We start from the raw sequence: 16953 nt of genomic DNA on the forward strand, positions 1-16953 counted from the left end.
CCCCCTGGGGCCCGTCGCCCCGATCCCGCCCCCGCCCCACCCCTTTCTTCCCGCGCAGCCCTGTCACGGAGCCTCGCCATGCCCGCGTCCCGTCTCCGTCCGCACCCCGAGGAAACGCCCATGCCCCAGCCCAACTTCGCCGGCTACCACATCCGCAAGTGGTTCCTCCAGACCGAGGACACCCTTGCCAACGAGACCGGTGCTCTCGCGGACGGCGAGCCCGTCCGCAAGATCGTCATCGCCGCCGCGATCCACAACCCCTACGCCGGCCGGTTCAGCCAGGACCTCGGCGACATCGTCACCGATTCGCCGAAGCTGGGTGAGGAGTTCGGCCGACGGATCCAGGAGACGGCCGGCGGCCTCGTGATCCAGAGCTACGGCAAGGCCTGCCTCGTCGGCACGGCAGGCGAGTACGAACACGGCAACGCCTTCCTCACCGCGGTCTTCGCGGCCCCGGTGAGAGCGGCGGTCGGCGGCGGGAAGGCATGGGTGCCCTCGACCGGCAAGCGCGGCGGTCCCGGTACCGTCCTCGACGTTCCGCTGGCCCACAAGGACGCTCTCTACGTCCGTTCGCACTACGACACCATCACGGTGAGCTTCTCCGACGCGCCGACTCCGGACGAGGTCGTCGTGGTGTTCGCGTTCGCCACGCGCGGGCGACTGCACGCCCGGCTTGGCGGCATCAGCGCCGACGAGGTCCAGGGCCAGGACGGGCTGCACTGAGATGGCCACCGACACCGCCCCGGACGGGCGGGACCACTTCATCACGCTCAACGGGCTGCGCACCCACTACGTCGAGTGGGGCGACGAGGGCCGGCCCCCGATCGTCATGCTGCACGGCCTGCGCAGCTATGCCCGGACGTTCGAGCCGCTGGCCGAAGGGCTCGCGGACCGCTACCGCGTCCTGGCCCCGGACGCACGGGGACGGGGTGACAGCGACTGGGATCCGCGGGGCGCGTACTACACGGAGTCCTACGTCGCCGATCTGGAGCAGTTCGCCGACCGCCTCGGCCTGGACCGGTTCGTACTGCTGGGCCATTCCATGGGCGGCACCACCACATACGTCTATACGGCGCGTCACCCCGAGCGGATCCGCGCGGCGGTCGTCGAGGACATCGGGCCCGGCTCGTCGCTGTCGGGCGAGGGAGCCGAGCGCATCAAGCGCGAGGTCGCCGACACTCCACATGACTTCCCCAGTCGGGAGGCGGCCCGCGCGTACTGGCGCGGCATCCGTCCGAACATCTCCGAAGACGCCCTCGACTCCAGGGTGCGGCACACCCTCGTGCCGGACGAAGGGGGCCGTTGGCGCTGGAAGTTCGACCTGGCGGGCATCGCGGCGGCCCGCCTCGACCCGGATCCGGCCCGCCAACTGGATCTGTGGCCGTACGTCGAGGCCCTTCGGTGCCCGACCCTGGTCGTCCGGGGCGGGGCATCGGACTTCCTGCCCGCCACCACCCTGGCCGCGATGGCGCGGAGCAACCCCCGGATCCACACGGTGAACATCCGCGGGGCAGGCCACTACGTGCACGACGACGCCCCAGAACTCTTCCATGACCACCTGACCAGATTCCTCAGGAGTGCGGAGGTCGCCCCATGACCGAACCCGTCGAACACCGCACCCAGGTGGCCGTTGTCGGCGCCGGTCCCGTCGGGGTGACTATCGCGAACTACCTCGGCCTCTACGGAGTGCGCACCCTGCTGATCGACCGCAGCGAGGAGATCATCGACTATCCGCGCGCTGTCGGCATGGACGACGAGTGCCTGCGCAGCTTCCAGGGCATCGGCCTCGCCAAGGAGATGCTCGCCGACATGATCCAGAACGTTCCGCTGAAGATGTTCGCCGCGAACGGCCACTGTCTCGCCGACATCCGTCCGGACTCCCAGGAGTTCGGCTGGCCCCGGCGAAACATCTTCATGCAGCAACTCGCCGAGCGCACACTCCGCGCCGGCCTCCAACGCCATCCCCACGTACGGCCCCTGCTCGGGCACGAACTCCTGCGCGTGGAGCAGGACGGCACCGAGGCACGACTGCACGTCACAGGACCCCAGGGCGAACGCGTCCTCGTCCATGCCGAGTACGTGGTCGCCGCCGACGGCGGCCGCAGCACCGTGCGCGAGCAACTCGGCATTCCGCTGAGCGGGGACACCCACCCCCGCAAGTGGGTGGTCATCGAGTGCGACAACGATCCGCTCGACGCCCCGTACACGGGACTGCACGGCGACCCGAGACGCCCGTACGTCTGTCTGGACCTTCCCTACAACTACCGCCGCTGGGAGTTCATGCTCTTCCCCGGCGAGGACGCCGAGGCCATGCTCCGGCCCGAGAAGGTGCACGAACTCCTCGCCGTGCACGTACCCGATCCCACGGCGCTCAACGTCACCCGCGCCCGCGTCTACACACATCACTCGCGGGTGGCCGACCGGTTCGTGGACGGCCGGATCTGCCTGGCGGGCGACGCCGCCCACCTCATGCCGCCCTGGGCGGGGCAGGGCATGAACACCGGCATACGGGACGCGACCAACGTCGCCTGGAAGGTGGCGGCCGTCGTCACCGGTCGCGCCCACCCGAGGATCCTCGCCACCTACGACACCGAGCGGCGCGAACACGCCCGGGCGATGGTGAAACTGTCGGACACCATCGGCCGGTTCCTCTCCCCGACGAGCACCACGGTGGCCCGGGCACGCGACACCGTGGTGCGTGGACTCACCGTGGCACCGCCGGTCCGGGACTGGCTGGTGCACATGCGGTTCAAGCCCGTCCCCCGGTACACCGAGGGAATCATGCTGCACAGTCGACGACCGACGCGGAAGAACTCACCGGTGGGCAGGATGTTCGTCCAGCCGAGGGTGGAGACCACCGACGGGCGGGTGCTGCGGCTGGACGAGACACTCGGCGAGTGGTTCGCCCTCATCGGCTACGGCAACGATCCGCTCGTCCATCTGGACGCCGACAGCCGTGCCTTCTGGGACCGCGTCGGCACGCGCTACATGACCGTCGTCGAATCCCGCTCCGGGAGGTCCCGTGGCGAACGGCGCACGTCGACGACCGACTCGGTAACGGTGGAGGACGTCGACGGCACCCTGCGGGACTGGTTCGCCGGGCAGCAGGGCAGCATCGCCGTCGTGCGCCCCGACCGGTATCTCGCGGCCCTGACCGATCCCCGCGACCTGGCGACGCTGACCGGCACCTTCGAACAGCTGCTCGCACCGCCGCAGTCCGCCGACTCCAAGGACGCCTGGCACTCGGTTCCCGTCACGGAAGGAGAGGCGTCTTGATCATCGAGCAGCGTGACTACCTCCTCAAACCGGGCGCGACGGCGCACTACATCCGGCTCTGGGAGGAGTACGGCCGCGAGCCCCAGGTACGGATCCTCGGCAACCTGCTCGGCTGCTGCGCAACCGAGGTCGGTGAACTCAACACACTGGTCTACTTCTGGGGTTTCGAGAGCCTGGAGGACCGCGCCGACAGGCGAGCCGAACTGGCGGACGACGACGAGTTCGCGTCCTTCCGGGGCCGCGTGCGTGACCTGCTCGTGCGCCAGACCAACCGCCTCCTCGTCCCCGCCACGCCCCATGTCCGGACCACCCTGCTCGAAGGGGGCCGAGGATGACCGCCGACAAGGTGCCCACGGAGTCCGCCCAGGAATACGTCGACGCCATGGCCCGCGACCGCGGGTATGCACCCACCACTCCATGATCGAGTTCATGCGGTGCCCCGCCCCCTATGGTCAGGTGCGGTCTGCTTCGGACTGGTCCGCGCTGAACGAGGGCAAGGAGCCCGCCAGTAAGCTGACGGACCCTCATACACAGTCGAGCTACTGGCGATGGCCTCATTTACGGGGGGATGGGTGTGCCGCCGCAGCAGGCGACGGTCTGGGTCTGGTCGGCGCCCGCGAAGGGTGCCACCGCGAGCACCGCAGCCAGCGCAACGAACAATCCGAGTACGGCTTTACGCATTTACTTCTCCTCGTTGAGGGGGAATGTTGTCCAGCGCTTCGGCTGGCGAGGGCCCTTTACGGCTGGCCCGGCGTGCCGCCGCAGCAGGCGACGGTCTCGCTCTGATCGGCACCGGCAAGCGGTGCCACCGCGAACACCGTCGCCAACGCCACAAACAAACCAAGTACGGCTATTCGCATTTGCTGCTCCTTGCAGAGAGGGGAAACCTGATCCATCCCGTCCGCTGGCGAGGGCCCCGTTACCCGTGGCCGGGCATGCCGCCGCAGCAGGCGACGGTCTGGGTCTGGTCGGCGCCGGCGAAGGGTGCCACCGCGAGCACCGCGACCAGTGCCACGAAGAGGCCGAGTACGGCTTTACGCATTAACTTCTCCTCGTTGAGGGGGAATGTTGTCCAGCGCTTCCGCGGGCGAGGGCCCTTCGTTGGAAGCGCCCGTGCCACCAGCAGGCGACCGTCCCCGGGCGTTGCCGGAGGAACCGGTCATCAGCCCTGCTCCGAGCTGGTGGACCGTCAGGCCGATCAGTGACGCCGTTGACTATCACATGATCAGCACAGGGGTGTCATCGGACCAGGGGCACAGGATGCCTGGTGATCGATAACATGCTTGTTATCGCAGCAGGTTGGGCAGCGAGAAGGAGGTTTCTTTGTGGGGGTGTCCGTATCGAAGGAACCGAGCGTTCATCAGCTCCGGCTCTTTCTCACGCTGAGCGAGGAACTCCATTTCGGGCGTGCTGCCGCGCGCTTGTTCATCACGCAGCCGGCGCTGAGTCAGCAGATCAGGGAGTTGGAGAAACGCTTGGGGGTACGCGTGGTGGAGCGCACGAGCCGGACGCTCACGCTCACCGAGGCAGGGCAGGTTTTGCTCCCCGAAGCCCGCGCGGCGGTCGCGGCGGTCGACCGGCTGCGGCGCGTGGCCGACGCGCAGTTGCGACAGGTCTGCGGACGACTCGTCGTGGGAACCATGGGAGCCGAGGCATCCATGGCGCACACCCGTGCCGTACTCAGCCTCCTGCAAGACCGCCACCCCGAAACGACCGTGCGGCTGGTCAACCTCGCGTTCGGCGACCACCTCGCCGCGCTGGCACAGCAGGAGGTCGACGTGGTTTTCGTCCGTCCTCCGGTGACGGACGACATCGAACTGCACCACCTGGCCACCGAGCCACGCGTGGCCTGCCTCTCCACCGGGCATCCCCTGGCGATCCAGCCCCGGCTCACCCTGGCTCAGCTCTCCGGCGTTCCGGTGGTCGACATGCCTGAGCAGGTTCCGCGGCTGTGGTGGGACTTCTGGGCGGTCGATCCCCGCCCCGACGGCAGCCGCGTCCGCTATGGGCCGGTAGTCACCGACATGGAATCGTTGCTGCACACGGTGGCCGCCGGAGAGGCAATGTGCTTCCTGCCGAAGGCCGCCCGTGAATACTTTCCACGCGCGGGCATCAGATACATCGACGTGGCCGATCTCATCCCCTCCACATCCGCCCTCGCCTGGCTGCGGCGAAGACGTACCGAATCCACCATCAGAGCCATCCGGCACGCTGCCCACGAAGCCACGAACCGGGGTTACAGCGAAACCATCTGACGCTTCTGACGCTTCGAGGTGCCACAGGTTCGATAGGTGGCGCACAGCGCAACCAGTCACGGAACGTCACAGTTCAGGGGGTCTGGCACAGCTTCTCGGCCCTCCGTCACCTCACCTCACGCGCCCGGCTCCCCCACCTCACACCCTGCGCCCCGGCGGACACCGACACCGTGCCGCCGCCCGGCCCACGAAGGATCAGAAGTGCCGTTCCCGAGACAGCGGAACAGAACGGGGTGTACCACCCCATGACAGCCACACCCGCCACCGAAACCGCTCCACAGCAGTGACGCTGCCCTTCATGAACACCCGGCCAGTACAAACACCCCGACCTGACATGCCGTCACTGACACCCACCCACCGACACCAACCCGGCACATCGCACCTCGCCCTTGCGGCGGCGGTGGGGCATGACGAGCCCGGTGCCCGGATAGCCGCCATCGGCGATCGTCATCGTCCTCCCGACAGCGGCTTTGGCGCCGGATTGCTCCCACGCCCTGCAGTCGTTGCGGTTGCCCGGCAGAGGCCGGCCGACAACGACAACCCGGCGGGTATCGGCGTCGATGACCACCTGATGGTTGGTGGAGTACCTGTAGTTCTTGGACTGCGCGGCGATCGTGTGGTCGCGGGTGGGTACCAGGGTGCCGTCCACAATGAGCACGGCGTCTCTTGCGAAGCGGCGCCGAGGCTGAAGCGCCAGGAGCGGACCGAGGTGGGCGATGATGCGGTCGGCAGCGGACTTGGAGATGCCGAACAGCGGGGCGAGCTGGCGCATCGTCAAGTTTGTGCGCCAGTACGCCGTGACCAGCAGTGTTTCTGTCTGCCAGCGGCAGGCTCCACAGCCTGCCCCGGCGGGTGGCGTCGACCCCCTCGCGGCGCAGCGCCGTCACCAGTTTCATGAACTGGCGCGGGCTCAGCCCGGAGAACGGGACTATCCATGACGGCTCCGATGCCGTGATCACACCAGCCACATCAAGATCATTCCATCGCGGCTGAACCCTCCAGCCCGTGAGGGCGGGCCCCGGACACGAAGGCAAGGACGTCGCGGACCGCTTCGCGAAGGCTGCAGAAGTGACGATGCACGCCGTCCACCGCCGTAGGGGCGTTGACACCCCATACCGTCATCCCGGCACGCAGCCCGGACTCCACCCCGGAAGGGGCGTCCTCGATGACCAGACAGTCCTCTGGTTTGGCACCAAGTCGTGCGGCTGCCTGCAGATACGGCACAGGAGACGGCTTGCCTTCCTCCACGGCGGCCGCATCCACGAGGACCTCCGGGACCGGCAGGCCGGTCCGTGCGAAGCGTCCACGCACCCGGTGCTCATAGTTCGAAGTCACCAGCGCCCAGGACCCGGGCTGCAGAGCACTCAGCAGCTCCGAGGCGCCGCCGAAGGCCGTATAGGTGCCGGAGCGGACGTCCTCGTCCTCCAGCTCGTGCAGTGCAGCAAGGCACTCCCCGGGGTCCTGGTCCGGAGCAACCTGCGCGAAGGTCTCCATCGGCCTCGTCCGCAGCGCCACTCGGTAGACCTCATCGGGGTCCAGTCCGTATCGCTCTGCCCAAGTTCGCCAAACCAGGCGCTGATTGTCCACGGCGTCGATCAACGTGCCATCAACATCAAACAGGACATACCTCAACGCACCAGGACGGCCGGGTTCACTGATCACGCTTCGATCATGCCATCAGGCCCTGAGCGGGCAGTTTGCGGGACAAGCCTTACGAAAGGTCGTTGTCCGAGATCGCGTTCTGGGAGGACCCGGACGGCGGCACCGCTTCGATCGTCGCGGAGGACGAGATCCTGAGGATCCAGGGGGGAGGCCCCTCCAGCTTCAGCAAAGACGGTCACACACACGCCACCACCGCGAACTACAGCCTGCCCGGCTGCACCCACACTCCCCCACCACACCACCCGCCAGAGACAAAGCCCCATTGCCTTCCGGCAGCCACTGAAACAGCGCAGTATCCAACCAGCCTGCGCAGCACCCCACCAACAACTACATCACCCCAGGCCAGAAACCCTGCCCACCGCCACCCCTGCTCACCATCACCGGGCGATCAAGCAACACCCACCACCCAGTGAACTCTTTCAGCGCTGCCGCTCCAGGGTGAGGACAGCGGCGGCGATTGACGTCATTCGATTCGGGCTGCATCGGGACCGGCGGAAGATCCGCCACGACTTCAGGCGTGCGACGCCACGCTCGACCGGGGCCCGTGCTGCTGACAGCGCGCGGTTGACGGTTTGCTGAGTCGGTGTGAGCTCGCGGCCCGGTGGACGTCTGAGGGGGGTCGTCACCCACGAGCCGGCGCCCATGTAGGCACGGTCAGCGAGGATTGGGACGCCTTGGCGTTCGCAGATCCGGATGATCCGGTGGGTGCGGGCCGCGGTCAGATCGTGGGCGCGGCCGGGCAGGGCGGGCGAGATCCACAGCAGCCGTCCGGCCGGATCGGTCACCACCTGCACGTTCACTCCGTGCCGGCGGTGCTTGTGGGAGTAGTCGGCCCGGCTGTCGCCGACCCGGTCGCACTCCGCGAGGGTGCCGTCGAGCAAGACGTAGTGCGGGTCGGCTTCACGCAAGGCACGCAGCAGGCCGGGTGCTCGGTCGGCGAGCAGGTCGATGACGGCTGATGTGTAGGCGTGGGCGGTGCCGACGGAGATGCCGAAGCCGGCTGCGAGTTGGGCGAGGGTGTCGTGCCGGCGCAGGTACACCAGGCCGACGAGGGCACGTTGGTGCGGTGGGAGCTTGCAACGGCGGTCACCCTCGCGGGTGACGATGAGCATCGTGGCCCACTCGACCAGGGCATGGGGCAGGTCGAGTGCGGCAGAATACGGAACCAACGCGGCTCCTGTGTCTGTGGGTTGAGACTTCGAACACCTCCCCCAACGGCACGGGAGCCTCGTGCGTTGCGCACACCTCCAGCGTCACCCGATCAGTGGCCACTCTGAAACAGCTCCGTGAACCGGGTGGTGCAGCCATCTGATCCCAACTTCTTGCCGTAGTAACCGTACGTGATCAGCTGGTTGTCCGCATACCTCTGCGACTTGAAGTAATTGATCGCGTCCGACCAGTATTCCTCGCAATTGACCGCCGCCGTGAACGTGGGATCGAATCCGTGTACAAAGATCACCTTGCTGCGGCCGTCCGACCGGGCCGGCGCGGCGTTTGCCGGGGCAGCCGCCACGAATGCGATCGCCATGGCGAGAAGTGCGCTGAGGAACAGCGTGGTTGAACTGCGGGCTCTTCGCATGACCCGACCCTTCCAGGTAATCAGGTTGAACTCGAGATCGGGTGTCCGATCAGAGTGAACGTGCTGGATCACCGGCCGGCCCTACGGGCAGGGCCGTCGAACCTCGAATGACACTGGTGGATTTCTGGCACCGGATGCGAGCATTTTTCCGGCGGATAACGGGCACAGTAGCCCGGCCCGGTCACTAGGTGTGCCGGTCGTTCGCCCCACAAAGAGCGGCCGCTCTGAGCCGGTCAACTACCCTTTGACTTCCTGCGGCTTGAGGTCCGAGGTGCGCAGTGCCTCCTTTATGACAGCGAGCTACCTGCGGATGTACCGCTCCACGTCAGCCGCCAAGACACAGAGCACTACCTCGTGTCAGCGGCCAGCACCGCCATAAATCAGGGACCTGCAAGAACCCGCGCTATCTGACCAACCGTCACTGCCACCAGCACACTGACATGAAGCCGACACATCGCAGGTTGAGCGGGGGGATTTCCATCGCGGCCGCGTCGGAGAACGCGATCCTGTCGCGGCGTCGTGCTGAGGGGCATCAGGCGACGGCCAGCCTTGGAGCGGCAAGCAAAGCCAAGTGCGCCTCGCGCAGTTCCTCCCACGGAGTCCACTGCTCCGCATCGGGCAGACCGTTGGCCGCGATGTCTTCAAGGACCGCGGCGAACTGGTCGGCGTTCGCGCGGGTCCTGGCCGCGTATGCGCGCACCGCATCGGCAGCCGCCGACGGTAGCGGCAGTCGAGCTCAACAAGGTCGCGGCTGCAGCCCAGAGGCGGTCTCGTCCGCCGCCTTGCCCGTATTCCGGTGTGCGCGGCGGCTGTTCCTTGTGGGGCAAACGACCGGCACACTCAGCGACCGGGCCGGGCTACCGTGGGCCCGTCGTATGTGGCTGACAACGGCCGTGGCGGTCGCGCATGACTTCACCCGCAGGGTGACCCTCGCTTGATGCAGCGTCAGCTTGAGGCGGTGCACGACTGACAAAGTTCCCCGCACGGATGACAAAGTCCGAAGCCCACGATGATCCTAAAGTCCGTGGACGAGGCCAGAGTGTCGAGCCTCGCCGCTGTCAGTTACCTACGAACTGGAGAACCGTGAACAGAAACCGTTTCAAGGTCGGCGCCATCAGTGCCGTCATCGGCGTGCTCTCGACGCTGCTGGTTGGTTTGACCGCGAGCCCTGCCTCTGCCGCCACCCCCCAGTGCAACTGGGCCCAGATCACGACGTTTAGCGCCCTTCCCAGCGGGCGGTATCAGTACCTGCCTACGTTCAGCGGCAGCGGCGGCTACAACTACCACTGCTGGATGGCCTACGGAACCAGAAACGCCGGAGTCGCAGCGCTTCAGGGGGCGATCAACCTTTGCTACAACAGCATCCCTGATATTGATGTCGATCGCGTCTACGGGAACGACACCCTAGCAGCGGTACGCGCTGTTCAGACGCAGCACCGAATCAAGGTAGACGGCGAGTACGGCCCCGACACCTACGCCGCCATGAAGTTTCCGTTGTATCGGATCGTCGACAATCAGTTCTCCGGCACCTGCATGTAGGAGCTGTGCGGAACTCGTCAGCGTTGGCTGAAGGCAGACCGTAGAGGGCAATGCCATGCGCCGCACCCTCCTCGCGCAGCGCCAGGTTTGCGAGACGGCCGCAGACCGCGGATGCCCCTGACGACCCTCAGGGCGCTGCACCGTCCCCGCATGGACCTCGCACCCGCCCAACCCCTCACGCCGCCCCTGACGTCCGCCGAGCGCGACCAGGTGCAGCGCGCGGCCGACGCTTGCGGAACGAGCATCGAGGAGTTCATGCGCTGCGCGGTCCTCACAGCGGCCGCCGATCCGTTCCTCGCCGCCCTTGAGCAGGCCGCCACCACCATCGCCAGGCGGGCCGATCGTATCCAGCACGACTACGCCACCGGCTGACGGCACAGGGAAGGCTCGGTGTCGGCGGAGGATGCGATGCCGGGATCGGCTGTGAGGTGATTCGGGACAGCGAGAACCGCCCGGGACGGCCATCGCTGGCACGCCCGCGCGGCTTCATTGCTGGCTCAGCAGCCCTGGCCATCAGGCCGTGGGATACGACCCGGTGACGGTGATGATCTCCCCGTCCGCGACACCCTCGGCATCACCGTAGAGGTGCCCGATGTTCGCGACCGCCGCCCCGTTCGCGCCGGTGGTCACACGGATACGGTCGATCTGCGAACCGTCCGACCAGAAGGGCGGCACCTTCGAGAGTGGGGCAAGGGTCCGCCGGCCAGCGAGTAGCGTTGGTAGACGTTCAGCATCAAGGCCCCGAAGGACGTGGTGGGCCGCACGACCATCCAGTACGACCTGGCCGCAAAGGACGAGCACGACCAGGGCTCCGGATAATCCCTCGCCGCGCTGCGCTGCCGCGGGCTGGCTCTACGGGAGAGGTGGAGTGGTGGGTGGGAACGACACCTCAAGCTTCACCATCCCAGCGCTGCTATCCGAGCCAGATGATGTCGATGATGTACAGGCGCCCGGCCGGGCGGTTGATCCAGTAGACGGCGGTGAGGTGTCCGACCGCGGCGGCGCGGACGTCCTCGCCTTCGGGGTCGCGGCTGTCGAAGGGCGGGAAGGACCACGGGTCGCGGCCGGCGATGTCCATCACGTCGCGCAGCATCGCCCGGGCGTGGTCGGGCAGGTCGTCCAGGACGGCCAGCGCCTTCGGGGACAGGCGTGCGGGCCACGGTGCATCGCTCACCGGCGGGTATCGAGAATGTCGGCCAGATCGACGCCGTCGGAGTCGTCCCTGCCGGAAGCCTTGAACGCGTCGACGGCCGGGGCTGCTTCGAGACGGGCCTGCCAGGTGCGTACGACGTCGTGGAGCGAGCTGAGGCTGTAGGAGTGCCGGGAGTCCTCCAGGGCGCGTGTCCAGTCCTGCTCGAACGCCGGCACCCAGACCTCGGCGCGCGGGCTGACCCGGAGCTGGGCGAGCAGCTGCGCGGCCGCGGTCGGCGAGAGCGGGGCCGGCGGGACGGGCGCGTGGTCGGGCTGGGCGCTCATCGCCACCTCCAGAAGGGTCTTCCTGCCACGGTACGCGCCACTACCCGCCGCCATCCAGACGGACCCGTCAGAAGCCGCTGGCCACGACCAGAGTGGGGTTCTCGATGCGTTCCAGGTTCTTCCGGAACGGTGTGCGGGTGCCGGCCCGCCAGGCGCTGCGGTTCCCCCTCGGGGAACGTGGTCACCGTTCTCGTACGACGTCACGGCGCTGCACCTCATGGTGCAGCGCCGTTCTCATGTCAGAGCGAGGCAGCGTTTCCCGTGTCCGGTCGACGGGGTCGGGGTTCTTCTCTGCCGGCGGTGGGTCAGCGGGTACGGAGCCACCATTCCAGGAGAGCAACGGTGGCGGCCCCGGTGGATCCGGCGAAGCCGAGGACGGCGCGGCGGCCGGCCTCGTGCCACAGCTTCCGCGGGGACTGAGGGTCGGCGGGCGTGGTGGCGGCTGCGTGGCGTGGGGTGGGCTTGCGGCGGCGGTGGGCCATGGTCGTCTTCCCTCAGTGGCGGGGTGGATGGTGGTGCGCCGGGCCCGGCGTTGGTTCGAGATTTGCCGGTTGAGGGTGTTCTGGTCTCAAGTGCGGGGTGCGTGAGGCAGGTTGGGGAATAACCTGCTGGTCCGCCTGTGTGCGGTTCGGCTGCCTGATCCACCCATTTCAGGCAGCCGAGGTACCGCGGGATGGCAGGGCATGGCGGGCACAGGGGGCAGGGGCTGTGGGAGCTCATCGCGAGACGCTGTACCGGCGGCTGCACACGCTGCGCACGGACGCGGAGGCCGCATATCGGGCGCAGCAACCGTGGAGGTCTGCAGCTGGCGCTGCAGAAGCAGGTGCGCTTGACCGGGCTGCCTGGTATGGACAGGTTCGAGGGGAAGGTGGCCTCGCGGTGGGCGCCCATACAGTTGGACGGTTTCAGCGTGCCGCGGTCGGACAGCTTCGAGCAGGTGCTGGCCGTCATCGCCGTCTGGGAGTCCTGGACCGGGGCCAGCACGCTGGATCCTGATGGGCACGTCCGGCAGGCGTGGCTGAAGGGTGCGGCGCGTAAGGACTGGCAGCGGCTGCTGGAGAGCGCGAATAACAGCGCCTAACAGAATGAGGTGACGCTGCTGTCGCTCCAGGTAGGAGATGGGTGTCCGGCGCTGCCGCACGGCGCCAGTACCGTCCGAGCTATGAGGTTGCCTGAGTCCGCTGCTGCCGCACGTGCCCAGTTCCCTCGACGTCGAGCTCTATGAGTATCTGTACGGGTAGCAGCGGTTCGTGCAGCTAGCGAATCATGGCCGTCATGGCGACCACCTTATGGATCGTGATACTCGTCCTGGCTGTTCTTCTGGCTACTGTCGCTGCGACCTGGCTCGGTTCGCCGGCTCTGAGCCGACAGCAGAGATCCTGGATACGCCGCGTGATCGGCTTACCTTTCACTATCGTCTTGGTGCTTGTTCTCGCAGCGTGCGGGCGCGCGACCAGCGAGAAGACCGTGCGCAAACTGGCTGGCAGCCCAGAAGCCCTGAAGGCGCGGCAGGAGGCGGAGTTGGCCAGCCGGGACATCATCGCCGTCTGGGACGCCGAAACGCCGCTCACGCTAGGGCTGGTTGTTCTGGAAGATGTGTGCGTTGGCGGGAGCGCGCCGGAGTGGCTCTTTCCAACAGGTGCCGACAAGTACAAGATCAAGTGCACCATGTCCGTTGCTGCCTACTTTGGAGCAGATCCCCGCAGGATGGCCGACACCATCGACGGAGTGCTCAGCGCGGGAGACCGCACGGGACCTTCCATCCCCTTCGACCACGAATTCCACTACGCGCGCACAGTCGTCGACTACGACCGCGGGAAAACAGGCAACCCAGAAGGACCTGGGACCTGGGAACCAATGCAGTTGTCCGGCGGAACCACTCTCACCCTCAGCTGGGACCAGGTGCGCAGTGGGCACACAGGTCAGCTGATTGAAGAGCCACGCCCATGCAGCCCCCATGAGCCGCCGGTGCAACGTTGCCTCAGAGAGCCCACCTCGACCAGCGTGGTGGATCTTCGACGCGAGTACGGGATGGTCTTCAAGATCACTATGCCCGTCAAGAACTACTTCACCGTCTGGAAGTAGCCAGATTGGTCTCACGGGCCGACATCGGCCTTCACAGTGAGCCGATCTGTCGATGGGTGATGAGACAGCAGGCGAGTTTGAGGAAGGCTTCATGGATGTCGGCTCGGCGTTCCCAGCGGATGCGGAGGCGTTTGAAGCCGTGGAGCCAGGCGCAGCTGCGTTCGACGACCCAACGATATTTGCCCAGTCCGGTGCCATGGAGGGTGCCGCGGCGGGCCATGGCCGGGACGATGCGGCGTTGCCGGACCTGATCGCGGTAGATGTCGTGGTCGTACCCGCGGTCGGCGAAGAGTGAGTCCGGCCTACGTCGCGGATGCCCGACCCGGCCCCTGATAGGTGGGATGGCGTCGATCAGCGGCAGGAGCTGGGTGACGTCGTTGCGGTTGCCGCCCGTGAGGATCACGGCAAGCGGAGTGCCGTGTCCGTCGGTGATCAGATGGTGTTTCGATCCGGTTCGGCCACGATCGACCGGACTCGGTCCCGTCTGGCTCCCCCTTTTACGGCTCGCACGTGGCTGGAGTCGACCACCGCACGCGACCAGTCGAGACGGGCCGCCGCGTTGAGCTCGGCCAGCAGCACTTCATGCAGCTGCTGCCAGACGCCGGCCTCGTTCCAGTCCCGCAGCCGACGCCAGCACGTCATGCCAGACCCGAAGCCCAACTCCTTCGGCAGGTACTCCCACTGGATGCCGGTGTGCAGCACGAAGAGGATGCCGCACAACACCTGCCGGTCGGGCAGCGACTTGCGTCCAGGGTGCCGAAACCGACGCTTCTTGCGCGGCAGCAGGGGCTCGATTCGCTCCCACAGGTCATCTGACACGATCCACGGCGAAGTCCCCATGCCCAGACAACGCCCAACTCCTGACGCGGACACGGCCAACAGCGCCGATCCGCGTCATTGTGTTAGCCGTTGTAAGGAGAACTTCGACGCGCGGCGTCGGAGTGCAGAGCCGTCCGGGGCGGAAGCTGAGGCGGACACTGCCATGGCCCGGTTCCGCGAGCGGCTGGTGGCGTGGTGGCGCAGCCATTCCGTGAAGAGACGGGCGCTCGGGCTGACGGCCGTAGCGGTCGTGGTGACGCTGGCAATGTTACTGATCAGGCCCTATTTTGGAGCTTCGGATGAACCATCCTCAGGAAATACCCCCACAAAGACCCCCACGGATACGAGCAAGATAGAAAACCTGGGATTTACCGTAGCCGTATCAGACAAGTCATACAGGGCCATCCTTCCTCTTCGGAATCCTCAAAAAAAGGAACAATTTATCGACGAGGTAGAACTCATTGTCACGTTTGGCGGCCCAGCTTGCGCAGAAATTCCTCAAATACTCGTCTACGATATCCAATCAGCGATTACGGTGGATCCCTCAGGGAAAATAAAGCAAGGGTCAGTTTCCGCCGAATCCGGGCTGGCGAAAGGGTTCACGACCCCCGCGTCTGGGGAACTCAATTGGGGGTGCGGAATAGATCAATTGCAGTTGCGTTTCCGGCCTCCGGGTGCCATTCTTGCGCAACAGTCAACTACTCCCATCCAAATAGACGTTCCCCGGAAGCTCACTGTAACCAAGATGATCAACGGTACTGATGGTTTTGACATGGAAACCGCCGAGTTGCCTTCGATAAGTAGTCCATACTCCAGCTACGTCGCCTTCCATGCGATCTCCACTACCAAATCCGGGGATAGGACTAGTTCATGCTTTCTACTGGCAGCGAGCGATCATAAACCCGGAACTGGACCCCAGGGCTGTGATACTAAAATCGGCCAAACCCCGGTCTTTTGGAGGCAAAAATACGGACCGAATCAGAGTTGGCTGAAGTATGAGAAAGTCAGCTGAGGTCGGGCGCGAGCACGAAGCCCGCGTAGCCGATGAACCGTAACGGTCCGTCGGACTCTTGACCGCTCTCCTCCAGCAACTCGCGTGCGGCCGCCTGGCGGGGGGATTCCCCTTTCTCCACACACCCTCCGGGCGAAGCAGGCGGGTTCGTTGATTTCTGACCGGTGAGTCGCAGGAACCGACGCGTGAGTGGTTCACCGACAGCTATGAGTATGGCGGGTTCGCGGCGAACGAGCTCGAGGCGAGCGGTCCGTCATCGCTGCGGTGTGTCTGGCCGGTCGGCGATCTGGGTGCCGTGGTCGGAACGCGCTTGACCTTGACGCTAGGTCAACCCTCCATCCTTCCGGGAGGAGCATCCGCGCAGCCGCCTGGAACAGCTCCGCGAAGGAGGCAGACGACCATGACAGCCCAATCGATCGCCGATCCGGCGATTCGCGTGCAAGGTCTCAAGAAGTCGAACGGGAAGCTCGAAGTGCTGCGCGGTGTGGACTTCGACGTGGTACCGGGCAGCATCTTCGCCCTGCTCGGCTCCAACGGGGCGGGCAAGACCACGACCGTGAGGATCCTCGCCACGCTCCTGAAAGCGGAGGCGGGGGCGGCGAGCGTCAATGGCTTCGACGTTGCCACGCAACCGACGAACGTGCGGGAGTCCATCAGCCTCACCGGGCAGTTCGCGGCCGTCGACGAGATCCTCAGCGGTCGGGAGAACCTCGCTCTCGTCGCCAGGCTGCGCCACCTCAAGGACCCTGGCGCGATCGCGGATGACCTGCTGAGGCGCTTTTCGCTGAGCGAGGCGGGCGCGCGGCGAGTGTCCACGTATTCCGGTGGTATGCGCCGCCGACTGGACATCGCGATGAGCCTCATCGGGAATTCGCCGGTGATCTTCCTGGACGAGCCGACGGCCGGACTCGACCCCGAGGCTCGCATCGAGGTGTGGGATGCGGTCAAGGAACTCGCTGGCCATGGAACGGCGGTGCTGCTCACCACGCAGTACCTGGACGAGGCCGAGCAATTGGCCGACCGGATCGCGATCCTCCACCAGGGTCGGATCATCGTGAACGGCACCCTCGCCGAGCTCAAGCAGCTCTTCCCGCCCGCCAAGGTCGAGTACGTCGAGAAGCAGCCGACGCTCGAGGAGATCTTCCTCGCAGTCATCGGGGGCATCGACAAGAGCGACGTCACTGGCACGACAACTGGGGGACGAGGATGACCGCGTACTTCTTCAACGACACTGCCGCGCTCACGGGGCG

The 16953-nt window shown here is 66.3% G+C and carries 21 protein-coding genes and 2 pseudogenes; 11 read left to right on the forward strand and 12 right to left on the reverse strand.

The features are described from left to right. Positions 1-120 precede the first annotated feature (120 nt). From OG718_RS03185 to OG718_RS03200, 4 genes are read left to right on the forward strand one after another with little or no spacing between them, the layout of a single operon-like run. On the forward strand, positions 121-723 hold the full coding sequence (locus tag OG718_RS03185; protein ID WP_328843139.1) for an amino acid synthesis family protein: 603 nt from the start codon (positions 121-123) through the stop codon (positions 721-723). 1 nt (position 724) lies between these two features. Continuing rightward, positions 725-1597, forward strand: coding sequence for an alpha/beta fold hydrolase (locus OG718_RS03190; protein ID WP_328843140.1), 873 nt, complete (start codon positions 725-727; stop codon positions 1595-1597). Beyond that, the gene (locus tag OG718_RS03195; RefSeq protein WP_328843141.1) at positions 1594-3276 is read left to right on the forward strand and encodes a bifunctional 3-(3-hydroxy-phenyl)propionate/3-hydroxycinnamic acid hydroxylase; all 1683 of its coding nucleotides are present in this window, start codon (positions 1594-1596) and stop codon (positions 3274-3276) included. Before OG718_RS03190 ends, OG718_RS03195 begins: the two co-directional genes overlap by 4 nt. Then, positions 3273-3611 (forward strand): NIPSNAP family protein, encoded by a 339-nt coding sequence (locus tag OG718_RS03200; protein ID WP_328843142.1) that lies wholly within the window; start codon positions 3273-3275, stop codon positions 3609-3611. Before OG718_RS03195 ends, OG718_RS03200 begins: the two co-directional genes overlap by 4 nt. Positions 3612-3834: 223 nt before the next feature. Here the strand turns inward: OG718_RS03200 and OG718_RS03205 are convergent, their stop codons facing one another. Together OG718_RS03205 and OG718_RS03210 are read right to left on the reverse strand one after the other, a co-directional pair. Then, positions 3835-3957: a hypothetical protein gene (locus OG718_RS03205; protein WP_328843143.1), complete on the reverse strand. Its 123-nt coding sequence runs from the start codon at positions 3955-3957 to the stop codon at positions 3835-3837. A gap of 238 nt (positions 3958-4195) precedes the next feature. After that, positions 4196-4318 carry a hypothetical protein gene (locus OG718_RS03210; RefSeq protein WP_328843144.1) on the reverse strand — a complete coding sequence of 41 codons (123 nt, stop codon included), beginning with the start codon at positions 4316-4318 and terminating at the stop codon, positions 4196-4198. 283 nt (positions 4319-4601) lie between these two features. On the opposite strand from OG718_RS03210, the gene OG718_RS03215 reads away from it, so the two are divergent. Beyond that, positions 4602-5531 carry a LysR family transcriptional regulator gene (locus OG718_RS03215; protein WP_443054880.1) on the forward strand — a complete coding sequence of 310 codons (930 nt, stop codon included), beginning with the start codon at positions 4602-4604 and terminating at the stop codon, positions 5529-5531. A 382-nt stretch (positions 5532-5913) separates the two neighbouring features. On the opposite strand, the pseudogene OG718_RS03220 reads toward OG718_RS03215, so the two are convergent. From OG718_RS03220 to OG718_RS03240, 5 genes and pseudogenes are all read right to left on the reverse strand, one after another. After that, a pseudogene (locus OG718_RS03220) lies at positions 5914-6499 on the reverse strand (transposase family protein); the annotation flags it as partial. Between the two features lie 7 nt (positions 6500-6506). Next, positions 6507-7193: an HAD-IA family hydrolase gene (locus OG718_RS03225; protein ID WP_328843146.1), complete on the reverse strand. Its 687-nt coding sequence runs from the start codon at positions 7191-7193 to the stop codon at positions 6507-6509. Between the two features lie 419 nt (positions 7194-7612). After that, a complete protein-coding gene (locus tag OG718_RS03230) occupies positions 7613-8362 on the reverse strand; it encodes a transposase family protein (RefSeq protein WP_328843147.1) in 750 nt (249 codons plus the stop codon). A 92-nt stretch (positions 8363-8454) separates the two neighbouring features. Next, positions 8455-8844 (reverse strand): hypothetical protein, encoded by a 390-nt coding sequence (locus OG718_RS03235; protein WP_328843148.1) that lies wholly within the window; start codon positions 8842-8844, stop codon positions 8455-8457. Between the two features lie 460 nt (positions 8845-9304). Further along, positions 9305-9502: a hypothetical protein gene (locus tag OG718_RS03240; RefSeq protein ID WP_328847672.1), complete on the reverse strand. Its 198-nt coding sequence runs from the start codon at positions 9500-9502 to the stop codon at positions 9305-9307. A gap of 353 nt (positions 9503-9855) precedes the next feature. On the opposite strand from OG718_RS03240, the gene OG718_RS03245 reads away from it, so the two are divergent. Both OG718_RS03245 and OG718_RS03250 read left to right on the forward strand, forming a co-directional pair. Beyond that, positions 9856-10311, forward strand: a complete 456-nt coding sequence (locus OG718_RS03245; protein WP_328843149.1) for a peptidoglycan-binding domain-containing protein — start codon at positions 9856-9858, stop codon at positions 10309-10311. A gap of 150 nt (positions 10312-10461) precedes the next feature. Beyond that, the gene (locus OG718_RS03250) at positions 10462-10683 is read left to right on the forward strand and encodes a hypothetical protein (RefSeq protein WP_328843150.1); all 222 of its coding nucleotides are present in this window, start codon (positions 10462-10464) and stop codon (positions 10681-10683) included. Between the two features lie 541 nt (positions 10684-11224). Here the strand turns inward: OG718_RS03250 and OG718_RS03255 are convergent. The 3 genes from OG718_RS03255 to OG718_RS03265 all read right to left on the reverse strand — a co-directional run bounded on the left by OG718_RS03255 (position 11225) and on the right by OG718_RS03265 (position 12269). Next, a complete protein-coding gene (locus OG718_RS03255) occupies positions 11225-11485 on the reverse strand; it encodes a hypothetical protein (RefSeq protein ID WP_328843151.1) in 261 nt (86 codons plus the stop codon). Beyond that, positions 11482-11787, reverse strand: a complete 306-nt coding sequence (locus OG718_RS03260; protein WP_328843152.1) for a DUF6247 family protein — start codon at positions 11785-11787, stop codon at positions 11482-11484. Before OG718_RS03260 ends, OG718_RS03255 begins: the two co-directional genes overlap by 4 nt. A 305-nt stretch (positions 11788-12092) precedes the next feature. Continuing rightward, on the reverse strand, positions 12093-12269 hold the full coding sequence (locus tag OG718_RS03265; RefSeq protein WP_328843153.1) for a hypothetical protein: 177 nt from the start codon (positions 12267-12269) through the stop codon (positions 12093-12095). A 428-nt stretch (positions 12270-12697) separates the two neighbouring features. Between OG718_RS03265 and OG718_RS03270 the strand changes: the two genes are divergently transcribed. After that, positions 12698-12868 carry a hypothetical protein gene (locus OG718_RS03270; RefSeq protein WP_328843154.1) on the forward strand — a complete coding sequence of 57 codons (171 nt, stop codon included), beginning with the start codon at positions 12698-12700 and terminating at the stop codon, positions 12866-12868. Positions 12869-13062: 194 nt separating this feature from the next. Next, positions 13063-13872, forward strand: a complete 810-nt coding sequence (locus tag OG718_RS03275) for a hypothetical protein (RefSeq protein WP_328843155.1) — start codon at positions 13063-13065, stop codon at positions 13870-13872. Positions 13873-13903: 31 nt separating this feature from the next. Here the strand turns inward: OG718_RS03275 and OG718_RS03280 are convergent. After that, positions 13904-14712: pseudogene (locus OG718_RS03280) on the reverse strand (IS5 family transposase). Between the two features lie 142 nt (positions 14713-14854). Between OG718_RS03280 and OG718_RS03285 the strand changes: the two are divergent. Then, complete coding sequence (locus OG718_RS03285; RefSeq protein ID WP_328843156.1) at positions 14855-15703, forward strand: hypothetical protein; 849 nt, start codon at positions 14855-14857, stop codon at positions 15701-15703. On the opposite strand, the gene OG718_RS03290 is transcribed toward OG718_RS03285, so the two are convergent. Continuing rightward, positions 15696-15917 (reverse strand): NUDIX domain-containing protein, encoded by a 222-nt coding sequence (locus tag OG718_RS03290; protein ID WP_328847673.1) that lies wholly within the window; start codon positions 15915-15917, stop codon positions 15696-15698. The genes OG718_RS03285 and OG718_RS03290 overlap by 8 nt on opposite strands. Before the next feature lie 186 nt (positions 15918-16103). Here OG718_RS03290 and OG718_RS03295 point away from each other — a divergent pair, with 186 nt between their 5' ends. Further along, positions 16104-16913: an ABC transporter ATP-binding protein gene (locus OG718_RS03295; RefSeq protein WP_328843157.1), complete on the forward strand. Its 810-nt coding sequence runs from the start codon at positions 16104-16106 to the stop codon at positions 16911-16913. Positions 16914-16953: the final 40 nt, after the last annotated feature.

Source organism: Streptomyces sp. NBC_00258 (genome assembly GCF_036182465.1).
Taxonomy (GTDB): Bacteria; Actinomycetota; Actinomycetes; order Streptomycetales; family Streptomycetaceae; genus Streptomyces.